This is a genomic window from Glycomyces sp. MUSA5-2, from assembly GCF_037034145.1.
GTDB lineage: Bacteria > Actinomycetota > Actinomycetes > Mycobacteriales > Micromonosporaceae > Glycomyces > Glycomyces artemisiae.
The window spans coordinates 85,625-103,442 of sequence record NZ_JBAGKG010000012.1 but is presented as its reverse complement, the minus strand read 5'-3'; the positions used below and the strand labels follow the sequence as shown (position 1 = coordinate 103,442).

The following is a 17,818-nucleotide window of genomic DNA, read 5'->3' as shown; positions in this document are numbered from 1 at the left end:
GCGGGGAGACAAGGAAACTCCCATTCTAGAGGGTCCCCTCATACCGGAAGAGGCATCGACATGTGCCTGCTGCGGCAGGGTTCAGGACCAGCCTCGGCGGAGGGGGCGGGTGGATTGGGTCGGGGTGGCGGGGCGGGTTCGGTAGACGATGTAGGGGCGGAAGACGTACCAGACGGGGGCGCTGAAGGCGTGGACGAGGCGGGTGAAGGGGAAGAGGGCGAAGAGGGCGAGGCCGATGAGGGCGTGGAGTTTGAAGGCGCCCGTGGCGGCGGTCATGGCGGCGACGTCGGGTTGGAGGGTGAAGATGCTGCGGAACCAGGGGGAGACGGTCTCGCGGTAGTCGGTCTCGTGGGCGCCGGTGAGGCCGGCGACGGCGCTGAGGAGGGTGGTGGCGAGGCCGGCGAGGATCGCGGCCACGAGGACGAGGTACATGACCTTGTCGTTGACGGTGGTGGCGCTGAAGACCGGGCCAGTGGTGCGGCGGCGCCAGATGAGGAGGGCGATGCCCCCGAGGGTGGTCACGCCCGCGATGCCGCCCAAGGAGAGCGCGGTGACGTGGTACTGGTCGTTGGTGATGCCGACGGCGTCGGTCCAGGACTCGGGGATCAGGAGGCCAACCACATGGCCGATGATCACGACGATGAGTCCGAAGTGGAACACCGGGCTGGCGATGCGCAGGAGCCGCGACTCGTAGAGCTGCGAGGAGCGGGTGGTCCAGCCGAAGCGGTCGTAGCGGTAGCGCCAGACCGTCCCTCCGATGAGGACGGCGAGGACGACGTAGGGCAGTGCGCCCCACAGCAGGTAGTCGACGGCGGTCGGGTTCATCGGGCGGCTCCGATCCTCGCGGGCATGCCGAGCCGCACCGCGCCGTAGGGGTCGAGCCCTACGTCCTCGGCGGGAGGTCCGGCGGCGGCCAGGCGGGCGGCCTCGCGGCGGGCTTCGTCGGGGGGCGGGAGGGTTGCGGCCACGGCGTCGAGGACAGCGGCGTACGGGCTGGCGGCGTCGCGGAGGGCGGCGCGCAGGAGCTCGATGCCGGGCTGGAACCGGACGAGGAGCCGCTCACCCGCCTCCACGTCCCCTCGGGCGGCGAATTCGAGCACCACTGCCAGGTGGTCGGGCAGTTCGGCGGCGTCGAGTCTCCAGCCGCAGGCGCCATAGATCTCCTTGATGCGGGCGAGGGCGTGCCCGCGCCTGCGGGTGTCGCCGTCGGTGTAATAGGTCAGGTGGAGCGCCCTGCGGCGCTTGAGGTCGAAGGTGCGCACGTACTCCCGGCCCAAGTCCATTTCGGACTGCGAGCGCGCATAGGAGCAGAACGCCGTGAGCGCTTCGCGGGCGTCGCCCGGTTCCTGTTCCGCCGCAGCCGCTTCGATCAGCGGGAGCCGCTCGAAGAACGCGGCGTCGGGGTAGCACAGGAGCATCGCGGCGGCCTGGCGGATCACGGCGGTCACTTCGCCTCCCCGGATTCTTTGAGGTACTTTCCGTCGCTCGTGTTCTGGTCCGCCCGCTCCCGTTCGGGGAACAGCCCCGGCGGACGCCCGTTGCCGTCCCAGTTCAGGAGGTTGAAGCGGCGCGCGGGGCCCGAGCGGCCGTCGCTGGTCTGGCGGTCGCGCAGGGCGTGGAAGTTCTCCACGGAAGCCGGCTGCGGCCGCCCGGACGCCTCGCCGAACGGCACGCCGCCGCCCATGCCGCCCATGCCGCCCATGCCGCCCATGCCGCCCATGCCGGGGCCGCCCTCGAAGTCGAGGCTGCACCCGATCTCGTCGATGACGCCGCGGTCGGCCTCGTCGACCCCGTACGCGGTCGGGATGACGTACCGGTCGTCGTACTTCGCGATGGCGAGCAGCCGGTACATGTCCTGGATCTCGGTGCCGTTCATGCCGACCGCCGCCGCGATCGACTCGTCGGGCTCCTGCCCGAGGTTGAGGCGCCGCATGTACGCGCGCATCGCCGCGAGCTTCGCGAGCACCGCCTTCACCGGCTCCGGGTCTCCCGCGGTGAACAGCTCCGCGAGGTACTCGACCGGGATGCGCAACGTGTCGATGGCGGCGAACAGGTTCCCGGCGTCCTCGCCGTCGTGCCCGGTCTCGCTGAGCGCGTCGACGACCGGCGACAGCGGCGGCACGTACCAGACCATCGGCATCGTCCGGTACTCCGGATGCAGCGGCAGCGCGATCCCGAAGTGCTTGGCCAGCTTGTACACCGGCGAGCGCCGCGCCGATGCGAGCCAGCGCTCCGGGATGCCGTCGCGGATCGCCGCGGCGGCGACCTCGGGGTCGTCGGGGTCGAGGAACACGTCGAGCTGCGCGGCGTACAGGTCCCGCTCGTCCTTGACGGCGGCGGCCTTGCCGACCCGCTCGACGTCGTAGAGGACGACCCCGAGGTACCGCAGCCGCCCCACGCAGGTCTCGGAGCACACCGTGGGCATGCCGACCTCGACGCGCGGGTAGCAGAGCGTGCACTTCTCGGCCTTGCCGGTCTTGTGGTTGAAGTACACCTTCTTGTACGGGCAGCCGGTGACGCACATGCGCCAGCCGCGGCACTTGTCCTGGTCCACAAGGACGATGCCGTCCTCGGCCCGCTTGTACATGGCGCCCGACGGGCACGAGGCGACGCAGCTGGGGTTGAGGCAGTGCTCGCAGATGCGCGGCAGGTAGAACATGAACGACTGCTCGTACTCGAAGCGGACCTTGTCGCCGATGCGCTGCACGATCGGGTCGTTCGACGCGAGCTCCTCCCCGCCCGCGAGGTCGTCGTCCCAGTTGGCGCTCCAGGTGATCTGCATGGGGTCGCCGGTGAGGAGCGACCGGGGCCGCGCGCCGGGGATGTCGTCGCCGAGTGGCGCGGAGACGAGATGCTCGTAGTCGTACGTCCAGGGCTCGTAGTAGTCCTGGATCGCGGGCATCTTCGGGTTCGCGAAGATCGTGGCGAGCTTCTTCAGCCGCCCGCCCGCGCGCGGCTTGAGTCTCCCTGCGGCCGTGCGCTTCCAGCCGCCCTGCCAGCGCTCCTGGTCCTCGTGGCGGCGCGGGTAGCCCTGGCCGGGGCGGGTCTCGACGTTGTTGAACCAGACGTACTCGACGCCGGAGCGGTTCGTCCACGCCTGCTTGCACGTGACGGAGCAGGTGTGGCAGCCGATGCACTTGTCGAGGTTCATGACCATGGCGACCTGGGCCATGACTCTCCCGATGCGGGCCATCAGTACGTCACCTCGGTGCTGCGCTTGCGCACGACCGTGACTTCGTCGCGCTGGTTGCCGGTGGGGCCGATGTAGTTGAACGCGTAAGAGAACTGCGCGTACCCGCCGATGAGGTGGGTGGGTTTGACGAGGAGGCGGGTGAGGGAGTTGTGGATGCCGCCGCGCTTGCCGGTGGTCTCGGTCTTGGGGACGTCCACGACGCGCTCCTGGGCGTGGTACATGTACACCGTCCCTTGTGGCATGCGGTGGGAGACGACGAGCCTGGCGGCGACGACGCCGTTGCGGTTGACGGCCTCGACCCAGTCGTTGTCCTTGGCGCCGATGGCGTCCGAGTCGGCGGGGCTCATCCAGATGTTGGGGCCGCCGCGGGAGAGCGTGAGCATGAGCAGGTTGTCCTGGTACTCGGAGTGGATGGACCACTTCGAGTGCGGGGTCAGGTATCTGACGGCGACGGCCTTCTCCCCCGTGGGCCCGATCTCCGGTTCACCGAAGAGCGCGGCCATGTTCAGGGGCGGCCGGTAGACGGGGAGCGCTTCGCCGAACTCGTGCATCCAGTCGTGGTCGACGTAGCAGTGCATGCGGCCGGTGAGGGTGTGCCAGGGCTTGTCGTGTTCGAGGTTGATGGTGAACGGCGAGTAGCGGCGGTCGTGCGCCTCTTTCCCGGACCATTCGGGGCTGGCGCCGACGGGGGTGGGGCCGTGCTGGGCGTCGGCGAAGACGACGCGGCGTTCGGCCCCGGCGTGGATCAGCTCCGAGAAGTCGGTGCCGGTGCGGGCGGCGAGGCGCTCGAAGCCTTGGGCGGCAAGGCGTCCGTTGCTGGTGCCGGAGAGGGCGAGGATCATCTCGCAGGCTTTGACGTCGGTGTCGATGAGCGGACGGCCGACGGCGGGCTCCTGTGCGGAGGTGCCGTTCCTGGCGGCGAGCCAGCCGATCTCGGCGTCGGGGGTGAAGGCGACGCCCTTGACGGGCAGGCCCTTGGTCTCGGCGAGGGGGCCGAGGGCGGCCATCTTCGCGGCTACGGCGGGGTAGTCGCGTTCCACGGCGATGATCGCGGGCATGGTCCTGCCCGGGATCGGTCGCGTCCCTTGGGCTTTCCAGTCGGGGGCGGTGCCGCCGGGCTGGGCGAGCTCGCCGGGGGTGTCGTGCTGGTGGGGTGCGGCGACGAGGTCGGTGGCGGTGCCGAGGTGGTCTTCGGCGAGTTCGGAGAAGCGGCGGGCGAGGGCGTGGAACGCCTCGAAGTCGGTGCGGGCCTGCCAGGGCGGGTCGATCGCGGGCGAGAACGCGTGCACGTACGGGTGCATGTCCGTTGTGGACAGGTCGTGCTTCTCGTACCAGGTGGCCGCGGGCAGCACGAGGTCGGAGAGGAGGGTCGTGGAGGTCATCCGGAAGTCGAGGGAGAGCAGCAGGTCGAGTTTCCCCTGCGGGGCGAGGCCGTGCCACGTGACGTCGGCGGGCCGGTGGCCGGGCCCGGCTTCAGTGCCCTGCACGGAGTTCTGGGTGCCGAGGAGGTGCTTGAGGAAGTACTCGTCGCCCTTCGCGGAGGACCCGAACAGGTTGGCGCGCCACACGGTCAGGACCCGCGGCCAGTTCTCGGGCGCGTCGGGGTCCTCGGCGGCGAAGCGGAGCTCGCCGGATTCGAGTTCGTCGGCGATGTACTCGCCGGGCTCCTTCCCGGCTTCCTTGGCTTCTTGCGCGAGGAGCAGCGGGTTGCGGTCGAAGGTGGGGTAGGACGGCATCCAGCCCATGCGTGCGGAGGCGGCGACCAGGTCGGCGGTGTGCGTGCCCGCCAAGCGGTTCGGGCCGGTGGCGGACAGGAGCGCGTCGGCGTCGTACGTGTCGTAGCGCCACTGGTCGGTGTGCAGGTACCAGTACGGCGTGGCGGCCATGAACCGCGCGGGCCGCGTCCAGTCCATTGCGGACGCGTAAGCGGCCCAACCGGTCTGGGTGCGGCACTTCTCCTGGCCCACGTAGTGCGCCCAGCCGCCGCCGTTCTTCCCCTGGCAGCCGGTGAGCAGCAGGAGGGTGAGGAACGAGCGGTACATCGTGTCGCCGTGGAACCACTGGTTCGTGCCCGCGCCGAGCACGATCATGGCCCGGCCTCCGGAGTCCCTTGCGGTGGCGGCGAACTCGCGGGCGATGCGCGCGATCCGGTCGGCCTTGACGGAGGTCACGGACTCGGCCCACGCGGGCGTGCACGGCTCGGCCGCGTCCTCGTACCCGCTGGGCCAGCGCCCCGGCAGGCCCGGCCGCTGCACGCCGTACTGGGCCAGGAGCAGGTCGAACACGGTCGTGACGAGGCGGCCGTCCACGCGGCGGACCGGGACGCCGCGCTCCATCGCGTCCCCGTCGCCATCGAAGCGCGGCAAGGAGACCGGCGCGTACGAGCCGCCGTCCTCGTACAGGGTCAGCGCGGGCGTGATGCCTTCGAGGTCGAGGTTCCACTTCCCCGGCTCGGCGTCGTTCCAGCGGGTCCCGAGGGTCCCGTTGGGCGCCACCGGCTCCCCGGTCGCCTCGTCGAGGAACACGGGCTTCCACGCGGCGTACGGGTCGTCGAGGGCGCCGCTGCGCAGGAACTTCCCGGGCGCGAGCCCGCCGTCCCGCTCCTCCAGCTCCACGAGGAACGGCAGGTCGGTGTACTTGCGCACGTAGGCGTCGAAGGCCGCGGTGCGCTGCTCGATGAAGTGCTCCTTGAGGATCACGTGCCCCATCGCCATCGCCATGGCCCCGTCGGTGCCCGGGTGCGGGGCCAGCCATTCGTCGGCGAACTTCGCGGCGTCGTTGTAGTCGGGGGCGACGGTGACGACCTTCTGGCCCTGGTACCGGGCCTCGGCCATCCAGTGCGCGTCCGGGGTGCGGGTGACGGGGACGTTGGAGCCCCACAGGATCAGGTACGCGGCGTCCCACCAGTCGCCGGACTCGGGCACGTCGGTCTGGTCGCCGAACACCTGCGGGGAAGCGACCGGCAGGTCCGCGTACCAGTCGTAGAACGACAGCATGGACCCGCCGAGGAGGTTCACGAACCGTGCGCCGACGCCGTGGGAGACCTGCGACATCGCGGGGATCGGGGAGAACCCGGCGATGCGGTCGGGCCCGTAGGCGCCGATGGTGTGGACGTGCGCGGCGGCGGCGATCTCGACGGCCTCGTCCCAGGTGATGCGCACGAGTCCGCCCTTGCCGCGCGCGGACTGGTAGCGGGCGCGCTTGGCGGGGTCGGTGGTGATCTCGGCCCACGCGGCGACCGGGTCGCCCAGGCGCGCTTTCGCCTCGCGGAACATCTCGACGAGCACGCCGCGCCCGTACGGGTAGCGCACTCGGGTCGGCGAGTACGTGTACCAGGAGAACGCGGCCCCGCGCGGGCACCCGCGCGGCTCGTACTCGGGCCGGTCGGGGCCCACGGACGGGTAGTCGGTCGCCTGGGTCTCCCAGGTGATGATGCCGTCCTTGACGTACACGTTCCACGAGCACGAGCCCGTGCAGTTGACGCCGTGCGTGGAGCGCACGACCTTGTCGTGGGACCAGCGGTCGCGGTAGAACACGTCGCCTTCGCGCCCGCCCTCCTTGATCACCACGCGCAGGTCGCCGGTGGCCTCGGAGCGGGTGAGGTGGACGCCGGTGCGCAGCAGCAGCGCGGAGGCGGGCCGGTCGGTTCGCGCCACGCTGGTCTCCCTCGCCTCGAACGGTGCGGTCCCCTGCATCGAAGCAGGCGCCCGGAGCCCAGATTAGGGTCTTTGGTCCCCGCGAAGAGGACTAATCGGCATACTGTCGGCGGGCCCTTCGCCCGGGTCCCCGCGCCGCCGCTCCTGCGAGGATCGGCGCTGTGGCAGCAGCACCGAGGAGGCCGCCCGTGGGCACCACCGAGACCGTGCAGCGCGGCGCCGGGAGGAACCTGGCGCTCGCGACGGCCGCGTTCGCGCTGACGTTCTGGGCGTGGAACCTCATCGGGCCGCTGTCGAAGACCTATGCGGACGACCTGGACCTGAACCCGACGCAGACGTCGGTCCTCGTGGCGTTCCCGGTCCTGGTCGGCGCGGTCGGGCGCATCCCCGCGGGCATCCTCACCGACCGGTTCGGCGGCCGGACCATGCTCACGTTCTCGTGCTTCGTCTCGATCATCCCGGTGCTCCTCGTCGGGCTCTCCGGCGATTCGTACGCGGCACTGCTGGCCTCGGGCTTCCTCCTCGGCGTCGCCGGGACGAGCTTCGCCGTCGGCATCCCGTTCGTGAACGCCTGGTACCCGCCCGCGCGGCGCGGCTTCGCGACGGGGATCTTCGGCGCGGGCATGGGCGGCACCGCGCTGTCGGCGTTCCTGACGCCGCGCCTCGTGGACGGCATGGGGCTGCTGCCGACGCACCTGGTCATGTGCGCCGCGCTCGCCGCCATGGGCCTGGTCTGCTGGACCTTCGCGCGCAACGCTCCCCAGTGGAGCCCGAACACCGAGCCCGCGCTGCCGCGCCTGAGATCGGTCGCGAAGCTCAAGGTCACCTGGCAGATGTCGCTGCTGTACGCGGTGGCGTTCGGCGGCTTCGTGGCGTTCTCGACGTACCTGCCGACGATGCTCGTGACCGCCTACGACCTCGCGCAGACCGACGCGGGCCTGCGCACGGCCGGGTTCAGCCTCGCCGCCGTCGTCGCCCGCCCGGCCGGGGGGATCCTCTCGGACCGGGTGGGGCCGTTGAGGATCTGCCTGACGTCGTTCTTCGGGGCGGCGATCATGGCGGTGCTCCTGTCGTTCCAGCCGCCCCTGGAAGTGCCCGCGGGCGCGTGCTTCGTGCTCATGGCGCTGTTCCTCGGCCTGGGGACGGGCGGCGTGTTCGCGCTCGTCGCCGAGCTCGTGGAGCCCGCGCGGGTCGGCGGCGTGACCGGGATCGTCGGGGCCGCAGGGGGTCTCGGCGGGTACTTCCCGCCGCTGGTGATGGGCGCGGTGTACCAGGCGACAGACTCGTACGCGATCGGGCTGCTGCTCCTCGCGCTGACGGCGCTGCTGGTCGGCGTGTTCACGCTGCGGTCCTTCCGCAGGCCGGTGCCCGCGCCGCGGCCCAAGCTCACGTGATTACTTCTCGGGAATGAAGCGAGCCGGGCCGGAATCCCTCTCAAGCAGGAGGAACCCGCCCGCGTCCGCGCCTAGGGTGAAGTCATGTTGGAAATCAAGGACCTGCACAAGCGGTTCGGCGACACCGTTGCCCTCGACGGGGTGTCGCTGTCCGCAGCCCCGGGCGAAGTCGTCGGATTCGTCGGCGCCAACGGGGCCGGGAAGACCACCACCATGCGCATCGCGATGGGCGTCCTCGCGGCCGACTCCGGCCAGATCGTCTACAACGGCGCGCCCCTCGGCGTCGAGCAGCGCCGCCGCTTCGGCTACATGCCCTCCGAACGCGGCCTCTACCCCAAGATGAAGACCGGCGAGCAGGTCGCCTACTTCGGCGAGCTGCACGGGATGACGAAGGCCGAGGCGAAGCGCTCCGCCGCCGAGCTGCTGGAACAGCTCAACCTCACCGAGCGCATGGGCGACTTCGTGCAGGACCTGTCGCTGGGCAACCAGCAGCGCGTCCAGCTCGCCGTCTCCCTCGTCCACGACCCCGAAGTGCTCATCCTCGACGAGCCGTTCTCCGGGCTCGACCCGATCGCCGTGGACGTCATGGGCAACGCGCTCAGGGACCGCGCCGCCGCCGGGGCGCCCGTCATCTTCTCCAGCCACCAGCTCGACCTCATCGAGCGGCTCTGCGACTCCGTCTCCATCATCGGCAACGGCCGCATCATCGCCTCCGGGTCGGTGGACGAGCTGAAGGCCAAGGAGGTCAAGCAGCTGCGCATCAGCGTCGACGCCGACGAGGACCTCACCGCGAAGTTCACCGGCACCGTCACCCGCGACGGCGACGACTACCTCATCGAGGACGGCGACGACCAGGAGGCCCTGCGCATCGCCGCGGCCGCCGGACGCGTCACCCGCTTCGCCTACGACCAGCCCACCATCGCCGAGATCTTCCGAGAGGCCGTGACCCGATGACGCAGAACGAACCCTCCCGGCTGCGCGGGCTCCTGCTCGTCGCCGGGCGCGAGATCCGCGTCCGCGGCCTGTCGAAGTCCAACGTCATCAGCCTCATCGTCACCGTCGTCATCGTCGGCATCCTCGCCGCGCTCCCGACCCTCATCGGCGGGGACTCCGAGGACGAGAAGATCGGCCTCGCCGGGGACACCGCCCCCGCCATGCAGGCGCAGCTCGAAGCCATGGGCAGCTTCGACATCACGATGTACGACAGCGCCGACGAGGCAGAGAAGGCCGTCGAGGACGAGACCGTCGACACGGCGGTCGCCGACGGGTCGCTCTACAGCCGCGACGGGGTCGGCAACGAGGTCGAGGCGAAGATCGACGCCGCCTGGCAGGCCGCGAGCGTCCAGACGAACCTCGCCGACGCCGGGCTCAGCGACCAGCAGATCGCCGACGCGCTCACCGTGCAGCCCCTGGAGTGGGTGACCCTGGAGTCGGAGGGCGGCGTCGGCAGCACCCTCGACTACTTCACCGGCCTCATCATCTCCATCATCATGTTCATGATGCTCATGACCCCGGTGCAGTACATCGCGATGGGCGTCGTCGAGGAGAAGTCCAGCCGCATCGTCGAGATCCTCCTGACCAGCCTCAAACCGTGGCAGCTCCTCGGCGGCAAGGTCATCGGCCTCGGCGTCATCTCCCTCGTCAACCTCGTCGCGATGGTCGCCGTGGGCCTCGGCGTCTCGGCCGCCACCGGGATGCTCGACGATCTGCCCGCGGGCACCGCCTCCGCGGCGGTCTCCACGATCGGCTGGTGGCTCATCGCGTTCGCCCTGTTCGGGACGCTCGCGGGCGGCGTCGGCTCGCTCGTGTCGCGCCAGGAGGAGTCCGGGTCGGTCCTGACCCCGCTCATCATGTCGCTGACGCTCAGCTACCTCGGCGCGATCTTCCTGCTCAACGCCCCGACGAGCACGTTCGCGGAGGTCCTGTCGATCGTCCCGCCGTTCTCCGGCATCGCGATGCCCACCCGCATGGCGATCACCGACGTCCCGGCCTGGCAGATCGGCCTCTCCGGCGTCCTCCTCGCGCTCGCCGCGGCCGGGGCGCTCGCACTCGGCTCGCAGCTGTACAAGCGGTCCGTCCTGTACACGGGCTCGCGCATGAAGATCAGCGAGGCGCTGCGCCGCGCCGCCTAGCGCCGCAACGTAAACTGCGGGCCCTATATCCTATAGGATATAGGGCCCGCAGTTCGCGTACCGCGTCTGTCGAGTAAGGCGGCCTTACTCCGTCAAGAAGAGGAAGTAGCCGATCGAAGCGAGCATGAGCACCCAGGCGATCGGGTGGACTTCCTTCCAGCGGCCCTTGGCGGCCATCATGATCGGGAAGAACACCAGGCCCAGGGCGATGCCGTTGGAGATCGAGTAGGTCAGCGGCATCGCGGCGACGATGAGGAACGCCGGGATCGCGTACTCCAGCTTCGCCCACTCGATGTCGCCGAGGGCCTTCGCCATGAGCACGCCCACGACGATGAGCGCGGGCGCGGTGACCGCCGGGTTGTTCGCGACCAGGCCGAACACCGGGAACGCCACGAGCGACACGATGAACCAGAAGCCCGTGGTCACGGCTGTGAGACCGGTGCGGCCGCCGACCGAGACGCCCGCGGTCGACTCGATGTACGCGGTCGTGGTCGAGGTGCCGAGGACGGCGCCCGCGGAGGTCGCGATCGAGTCGGTGGCGAGGGCGCGGCCCGCGCGCGGCAGCTTGCCGTCCTTGACGAGCCCGGCCTGCCCGGCGACGGCGAACAGCGTCCCGGCGGTGTCGAAGAAGTCCACGAACAGCATGGTCAGGATGACCGCGATCATGTGGACGGTGAACGCGTCCTCGAAGCCGGTGAAGGCCGCGCCGAACGAGTCGAGGTTCGGGGTGAAGCCCTCGGCGAGCTTGAAGTCGATGACACCGGTGAGCACGCCCAGGACCAGCGTGGCGAGCATCCCGTAGAACACGCCGCCCTTCCAGCCCAGGACCATGAACACGGCGGTGACGATCAGGCCGAACACGGTGAGCAGGACCGTGCCGGAGGTGAAGTCGCCGATGGTGACGAGGGTGGACTCGGAGCCGACGACGATGCCGCCGCCCTTGAGGCCGATGAACGCGATGAACAGGCCGATGCCCGCGCCGACCGCCAGTTTGAGCTGCGGCGGGATCGCGTTGATGATCGACTCGCGCGCGCCGGTGACGGCGAGGATGAAGAACAGCACGCCCGAGACGAGCGTGCCCGTGAGCGCGGTCTGCCACGGGATGCCGAGGGTGAGCACCACGGTGAAGGCGAAGAACGCGTTGAGGCCCATGCCGGGGGCGGTGGCGATGGGGTAGCGGGCCCACAGGCCCATGACGAGGCAGCCGAGCGCGGAGGCGAGCGCGGTCGCGGTGAAGACGGCGCCCGGGTTGGGCGCGTCGACCCCGGCTTCGGACAGGCCGAAGCTGAGGATGCCGGGGTTGACCGCGAGAATGTAGGCCATCGCCAGGAACGTCGTGGTCCCGGCCAGGACCTCGCGCCTCCAGTTGGTCTTGTTCTCGGTCATCCCGAAGTACTTGTCGAGGCGCCCGGGCTGGGGCGCCTCCTTCTTCTCTGTGGCTTCAGTTGCCATGTCTCGGGCACTCCTGTGCAGGCGAGTCGTCGGGCGCCGGGCAGCTGGCACCCCGGGGACCAGGGTAAATGGATAGGCGCTGAACCTGCGGGTAATGTACCGGGTCCGCCACGGAAAGAAAAGCGAGCTGGCCTCGAAGTTGTGAGTTTTACACAGTCTTCACGCGCCGCGCACAAGGCGACGCCCCGGAGCCAAGGGGGGGACGGCTCCGGGGCGTCGACTTAGGGTCGAGCCCCCGGTGGCAGGATTCCGGGGGCTCGACAAGGACCGCACCGTCAAGCAGCGGGCGGTAGTTCGGAGGTCTCGCCCCGGCGCGACCGCGCCGGGCTCCCTGCCCTGAGACAACTGCTAAACGCGGCGGCGTCTTGTGCGGTTGCATAACGGTTCGATAACGGGCGCGGCTTTTTTCACGACCGCGCCCGCATGCGCCTATTCCGCGTCCGGCTCGGACTTCCGCCGCAGCACAACGAGGATCACGATCCCCGCGAGGATCACGATGCCACCGCCGACCAGGAAGTACGTCAGCGACGAACCCGTGGTCGGGAGCTGCGAGACCGGCGTGGTCGAGGCCCCGCCGGGCGCGGAGCTGGTCGCAGCGGGCTCGGAGCTCGACTCGGCCGGGCTCTCGGAGGTCGGGGCCTCGGAGGACGGCTCGTCCGTGGTCGGGTTCTCACTCGACGGCTCGTCGGTCGTGGGGACATCGGAGGAGGGCTCGTCGGTCGTGGGGACCTCCGACGACGGTTCGTCGGTGGTCGGCGCTTCGCTCGACGGCTCATCGGTGGTGGGGACTTCCGACGAGGGCTCGTCCGTCGTCGGCGCCTCACTCGAAGGCTCGTCTGTCGTCGGGACCTCGGTCGAGGGCTCCTCGGTCGTCGGCACCTCCGTTGAAGGCTCCTCGGTGGTGGGCACCTCCGTCGAAGGCTCCTCCGTGGTCGGCACCTCCGTCGACGGCTCCTCGCTCGGGGTCTCCTCCCCCGGGGGCTCCTCGGTCGCCGGGCAGGCGTGGGTCAGGTTGAAGAAGTCCTTGCCGTCGCCGTCGCGGTTGATCTCGGCCTTGGCCGCGGTGAGGGTCCAGCCCGCGGGCGTGATGATGTACGCCTTGTTGTTCCCCGAACCGGAGACGATCCCGCCGTCGTGGTCCGTGGTGAAGACGTGCTCGGCACCGTCGGCGTCGTCGAACGTCGCGGTGATCGAGATGAAGTTGCCCTCCGCGTTGACGGAGTTCGGGAGCACGAACACCCAGCCGTCGAGCCAGTCCGCGGTGTCGGCCGGGATCTGGTCGCAGCTCTGCGACTTGAAGTCCTCGGCGGTCGTGGGCACGTTGCCGGGATTGATCTCGATGAAGTCGGTGCCGCCCGCGAGCGCGGGGACGGCGAAGGCGAGCGCGACGGCTCCTGCCAGACCGGCGGCGGCAGCGGCGCCGAAGGTCTTCTGGCGGCGTGTGAGTTTCAAGGGAGTGGACTCCGTGATGGGTCGTCGGAGGTGTCGAACGTGCCGGGGTTCGACGTGCGCCTGGGCCAGGCGCCGGCGAACTGTCCACGTCACCGCAGCCACTCGCGTTGCAGGTTCGAGAGGCTGATTCAGAAATCGGCCGAACGGCTGACCTGCCAATTCACCGCGAAATCGCCGAAAAAAGGCGCCGTCCCCGGGGCCGGGCCCCGGGGACGCCGCTACGGGCGGTCGCGCCTACCAGTCCTGGGCCTCGCGGCGGCGGCGCTGGACCAGGAACAGCGCGGCGCCGGCGGCGGCGAGGGCCGCGGCCGAGACGAGCGCGATGGTCAGCGGCGTGCCGGTGGTCGGCAGGGTGGTGCCGGTCGGGGAGGTCGACTCCTCGCCGGGGACGCTGGACTCCTCACCGGGCGAGGAGCTCTCCTCGGTCGGCGACGAGGGCTCTTCACCGGGGCTCGACGGCTCCTCGCCGGGCGTGCCGGCGCAGGCGTGCGTCAGGTTGAAGAAGGCGCCTTCGTCGGGGTCGTTGACCAGGGCGTCGGCGTCGAGGAGGGTCCAGCCGGCGGGCGTGATGATGTACGCCTTGTTGTCACCGCTGCCCTCGACGATGCCGCCGTCGTTCCTGGTGGTGCGGGTCCGCTCGGTGCCGGTCTCGTCGGCGTACGTCGCGGTGACGGAGATGAAGTTGCCTTCGGCCCCGGCGGACGCGGGGAGCACGAAGACCCAGCCGTCCTCGTCCGGGGCGAGGTCGGGCAGGTTGTCGCAGGACTGGTTCTCGAAGTCCGCCGCGGTCGTCGGGATGTTGCCGCGGTTGATGAGGATGATGACCTCTTCGGCCTGGGCGGGCGTCGCCAAGGCGAGGGCCGCGGCGATGCCGGCGGCGGCCGCGAGGCCGGTCTGAAGGGTTCGCTTGAGTTGCACTGTAGAGCTCTCCGTAATTTCTTCTGCCATCGGAGCGAATGTGCCGGATTCGGGGTTGGGCAGATGAATCACGTTCATGTAAGAGCCGAGGTTGCATCACGTTCAGGTGACGGAGGGTGCGACGGGGGGCGCATGCGCCGCGCCCGGCCCGGATCGTGGATCCTATAGGATATAGGGCATGCCGCAAGCATTGAAGCTGAGCTATGACACTCCCGCGGAGGCCTGGCACGAGGGGCTCCCCATCGGGAACGGCCGCGTCGGGGCGATGCTCGTCGGGGACCGGATCGAGCTGAACGAGGACGGGTTCTGGTCGGGCGCGGGCAACAAAGGCGTGCCCGACGGCGTCGAGGGCATCGCCGCCGAGGCCGCCGAGCTGGTGCGCCGCGGCGAGTTCCACGCCGCCGACCAGCTCATCACGAAGCTCCAGGGCCCGAGCACCGAGGCGTACCAGCCCGCGGGCGCGCTCGTCGCGGTCCACTCCGGCGACGGCGAGGACGACCCCGCGTTCCACCGCGAGCTCGACCTGCGCGACGGCGTCGCGACCACTGTGCGCGGCCGCGTCCGCCAGGAGGCGTTCGTCTCGGTCGCCTACGGCGTCATCGCGATCCGCTGGAGCGCCGACGAGCCGTTCGCGCTCGACCTGGGCTTCCAGTGGCCGCACGAGGGCGGGTCCACCGTCGCCGACTACGACGAGCTGAGCGTCACCGGGCACGCCCCCGCCACGGTCCACGGGCCGGGCGGCCCCGACTACTCCTCCACCGAGGGCGTGCGGCGGCTCGGCCTGAACGCGCAGCTGCGCGCCGACGGCCGCATCGTCCCCGGGAACGGCGGGCACCGCTTCGCCGACTGCCGCAAGATCGAGGTCTACATCGCGCTGCACTCCGACTTCGACGAGGCCGCGGCCCTGGACCGGGCCCAGTCCGACGCGCGGCGCGCGGCCGCGAACGGCTGGAAGGCGCTCCTCGCCGACCACGTCGCGGCGCACCGGGCCGTCATGGACCGCGTCTGCCTCGACCTTCCACAGGGGCCTGTGGAAAACTCCTCCACCGCGGAGCGGCTGCGCCGCCGGGCCTCCGGCGAGCCGGACGAGGGCCTCGCGGTCCTCGCGTTCCAGTTCGGCCGCTACCTCCTCGCCGGGTCCTCGCGCCCCGGCACGCAGGCCGCGAACCTCCAGGGCATCTGGAACAGCGAGGTCAGGCCGCCGTGGAACAGCGACTACACCACGAACATCAACGTCGAGATGAACTACTGGCCCGCCGAGACCTGCGGCCTGCCGGAGTTCCACGGGCCGCTGTTCGACCTCGTCGACGGGCTCGCCGCGACCGGCGCCGAGACCGCGCGGAAGCTGTACGGCGCGGGCGGCTGGTGCTGCCACCACAACACCGACTACTGGCGGCTGACCACCCCGGTCGACGGCCGCGCGTGCTGGCAGGCCTGGCCGATGGGCGGGCTGTGGCTCGCCATGCACGTCGCCGAGCACTGGCGGTTCGGCCGCGACGAGGAGTTCCTCGCCGACCGGCTCCCCGCGGTCCTGGGCGCGGCCCGCTTCGCCTACGACCGGCTCTCCGAAGGCAGCGACGGCAGGCTCGTGACGAACCCGGCGTCGAGCCCGGAGAACGAGTTCGTCACGCCCGCAGGGAACTCCGCGCTCGACGAGTCCACGGGGATGGACGCGGCGCTCGTGCGCGAGCTGTTCGCGTTCGTCGTGGAGGCCGCCGACGTCGTCGCCGAGACGCTCCACGGCGACGACCTCACCCTCGTCAAGGACCTCCAGGAGGCCCTGCCGCGCCTAGCGGGCCCGAAGATCGGCGCCGACGGGCGGCTCCTCGAATGGGCCGCCGAGCGCGAGGAGGCCGAGCCGCACCACCGGCACGTCTCCCACCTGTACGGGGTGTTCCCCGGCGACTCGTTCGCCGACTCCCCCGAGCTGCTGGAGGCGGCCCGCAAGAGCCTCGAAGCGCGCGGCGACGCCGGGACCGGCTGGTCGCTCGCGTGGAAGACCGCGCTGTGGGCGCGCCTGGGCGACGGCGACCGGGCGCACCGCCTGCTCGGGGAGTTCCTGACGCCCGTGGGCTTCCGCGGCGCGGGCGTCGAGTACGCCGACGGCGGCGTCTACTCCTCGCTCCTGTGCGCGCACCCGCCGTTCCAGATCGACGGGAACTTCGGCACGACCGCGGCCATCGCGGAGATGCTCGTCCAGTCGCACCGCACCGTCGACGGCGAGCCGGTGATCGAGCTGCTCCCGGCGCTGCCGTCCGCGTGGCCCGACGGGGAGGTCCGGGGCCTGCGGGCCCGCGGCGGCGTCACCGTCGAGCGCCTCGCCTGGCGGGGCGGCCGGGTCAGCGCCGTGGAACTTGTGTCCTCAGTGGATGTCCAGGTGCACATGCTCGGCCGGGCCGTGAAGCTCGACGCCGGCGTCCCGTGGGCCGCCGACGTCTAACACTGTTGAGCGCAAAGGGGAGCGGCCGGAGTCCGATCGGACTCCGGCCGCTTTGGTATGAAGGTTGACCTGCTAGCAGGTGGTGTCGACGTTCGCCTGGCCCACGGCCACGCCGCAGACCGACCACTGGAAGGCGCCGGTCGTGTCGGCGTTCACCAGCGAGATCCCGCTGCCGGGTCCCACCGGCTCCTTCGGGCCGTCGATCGAGTTGTCGCAGTCGAAGCCCTGATTCGGAGCCGCGACGGCGACGCCGCAGACCTGCCACTTCGCGAAGTTGCGCAGGTCGATGTTGGCGACCGACGGCATGCCCGCGGTGTCCGGGGACTCCGGAACGGACTGCCCGGTCGCCTCGATCTCGTCCGCCGAAGGCGAGCCGAGAACGGTGTCGCAGGTCGCGCCGGTGATCGGACCGAGCTCTCCGGCCTCGCAGACACCGGGCAGCACCGAGTCGTGCTCGGACTCCACGGCGGCGAGCGTCAGCCAGTCGGGAGTGGACGCCTGGGCGGCCCCTCCCGTGAACGCGGCCGCGGCCGCGGCTGCGGCGGCCGAGACCGCCACCATGGTGGTGTTACGCATGTTCCTACCTTTGTCTCTCGACCAAACCGGGGGAAACGGTCGGGCTAGTAGTCGCCCTGGTCGGCGCCCTTACCGGGGTGGTCGCCGTTGTCCGACACGTGGTCGGCGTTCAGGCACTGCTGGTCGAGCGACGGCGAGACGCCGACGTTCTGGCCGCAGATCTGCCAGTGGGCGGCGCTGGAGGCGTCCGCGTTGGCGAGCGTGACGTCGCCGGCCTGGATGCCCGAGCCCGCGTTGTCGCCGATGTGGTCGCGGTTGTCGCAGACCTGGCCGAACGACTGGGTCAGGACGTTCTGGCCGCAGATCTGCCAGTGCGCCGCGTCCGAGGCGTCCACGTTCACTGCGGACACGTCGCCCGCCTGCACGCCGGAGCCCTGGTCGTCGCCGAAGTGGTCGCGGTTGTCGCAGTTCTGGTCCACCGAGGTGGTCAGGATGTTCTGGCCGCAGATCTGCCAGTGGGCGGCGTCCGAGGCGTCGACGTTGACCAGCGAGACCGGACCGGCCATGACGCCGGAGGCGGCGGCCATGACGGGCGAGGCGGCGCCGAGCGCGGCGATCGCGCCGGCGCCGACGGCTGCGGCGGTGAGAACCTTACGCATTGATGT

13 protein-coding genes are annotated in these 17,818 nt (G+C 70.6%); 4 read left to right on the top strand and 9 right to left on the bottom strand.

The window, feature by feature from the left end; genetic code table 11:
• Positions 1–81 precede the first annotated feature (81 nt).
• Genes narI through WA640_RS26100 form a run of 4 tightly spaced genes read right to left on the bottom strand, consistent with a single transcriptional unit; the run spans position 82 to position 6,888 of the window.
• Positions 82–825 (bottom strand): respiratory nitrate reductase subunit gamma, encoded by a 744-nt coding sequence (gene narI / locus WA640_RS26115; RefSeq protein ID WP_335991789.1) that lies wholly within the window; start codon positions 823–825, stop codon positions 82–84.
• Positions 822–1,448, bottom strand: a complete 627-nt coding sequence (narJ, locus tag WA640_RS26110; RefSeq protein ID WP_335991788.1) for a nitrate reductase molybdenum cofactor assembly chaperone — start codon at positions 1,446–1,448, stop codon at positions 822–824. The genes narI and narJ overlap by 4 nt, the downstream gene beginning before the upstream one ends.
• Positions 1,445–3,193: a nitrate reductase subunit beta gene (gene narH, locus WA640_RS26105; RefSeq protein WP_335991787.1), complete on the bottom strand. Its 1,749-nt coding sequence runs from the start codon at positions 3,191–3,193 to the stop codon at positions 1,445–1,447. The genes narJ and narH overlap by 4 nt, the downstream gene beginning before the upstream one ends.
• Positions 3,193–6,888 (bottom strand): nitrate reductase subunit alpha, encoded by a 3,696-nt coding sequence (locus WA640_RS26100; RefSeq protein WP_442904832.1) that lies wholly within the window; start codon positions 6,886–6,888, stop codon positions 3,193–3,195. Before WA640_RS26100 ends, narH begins: the two co-directional genes overlap by 1 nt.
• Before the next feature lie 149 nt (positions 6,889–7,037).
• On the opposite strand from WA640_RS26100, the gene WA640_RS26095 reads away from it, so the two are divergent.
• The 3 genes from WA640_RS26095 (at position 7,038) to WA640_RS26085 (ending at position 10,375) form a co-directional block, all read left to right on the top strand.
• Positions 7,038–8,243 carry a nitrate/nitrite transporter gene (locus WA640_RS26095; RefSeq protein ID WP_335991784.1) on the top strand — a complete coding sequence of 402 codons (1,206 nt, stop codon included), beginning with the start codon at positions 7,038–7,040 and terminating at the stop codon, positions 8,241–8,243.
• Between the two features lie 84 nt (positions 8,244–8,327).
• Positions 8,328–9,197 carry an ABC transporter ATP-binding protein gene (locus WA640_RS26090; protein WP_335991783.1) on the top strand — a complete coding sequence of 290 codons (870 nt, stop codon included), beginning with the start codon at positions 8,328–8,330 and terminating at the stop codon, positions 9,195–9,197.
• The gene (locus tag WA640_RS26085; protein ID WP_335991782.1) at positions 9,194–10,375 is read left to right on the top strand and encodes an ABC transporter permease; all 1,182 of its coding nucleotides are present in this window, start codon (positions 9,194–9,196) and stop codon (positions 10,373–10,375) included. Before WA640_RS26090 ends, WA640_RS26085 begins: the two co-directional genes overlap by 4 nt.
• Positions 10,376–10,459: 84 nt before the next feature.
• Here WA640_RS26085 and WA640_RS26080 read toward each other — a convergent pair whose 3' ends face one another.
• The 3 genes from WA640_RS26080 to WA640_RS26070 form a co-directional block, all read right to left on the bottom strand.
• The gene (locus WA640_RS26080; protein ID WP_106364145.1) at positions 10,460–11,827 is read right to left on the bottom strand and encodes an NCS2 family permease; all 1,368 of its coding nucleotides are present in this window, start codon (positions 11,825–11,827) and stop codon (positions 10,460–10,462) included.
• Between the two features lie 429 nt (positions 11,828–12,256).
• A complete protein-coding gene (locus tag WA640_RS26075) occupies positions 12,257–13,279 on the bottom strand; it encodes an LPXTG cell wall anchor domain-containing protein (RefSeq protein ID WP_335991781.1) in 1,023 nt (340 codons plus the stop codon).
• A 234-nt stretch (positions 13,280–13,513) separates the two neighbouring features.
• The gene (locus tag WA640_RS26070) at positions 13,514–14,197 is read right to left on the bottom strand and encodes an LPXTG cell wall anchor domain-containing protein (RefSeq protein ID WP_335991779.1); all 684 of its coding nucleotides are present in this window, start codon (positions 14,195–14,197) and stop codon (positions 13,514–13,516) included.
• A gap of 178 nt (positions 14,198–14,375) precedes the next feature.
• Between WA640_RS26070 and WA640_RS26065 the strand changes: the two genes are divergently transcribed.
• Positions 14,376–16,637, top strand: a complete 2,262-nt coding sequence (locus tag WA640_RS26065) for a glycosyl hydrolase family 95 catalytic domain-containing protein (RefSeq protein ID WP_335991778.1) — start codon at positions 14,376–14,378, stop codon at positions 16,635–16,637.
• A gap of 72 nt (positions 16,638–16,709) precedes the next feature.
• On the opposite strand, the gene WA640_RS26060 is transcribed toward WA640_RS26065, so the two are convergent.
• Both WA640_RS26060 and WA640_RS26055 read right to left on the bottom strand, forming a co-directional pair.
• Positions 16,710–17,213, bottom strand: a complete 504-nt coding sequence (locus tag WA640_RS26060) for a hypothetical protein (protein ID WP_335991777.1) — start codon at positions 17,211–17,213, stop codon at positions 16,710–16,712.
• A 44-nt stretch (positions 17,214–17,257) separates the two neighbouring features.
• Positions 17,258–17,812: a hypothetical protein gene (locus tag WA640_RS26055; RefSeq protein ID WP_335991776.1), complete on the bottom strand. Its 555-nt coding sequence runs from the start codon at positions 17,810–17,812 to the stop codon at positions 17,258–17,260.
• Positions 17,813–17,818: the final 6 nt, after the last annotated feature.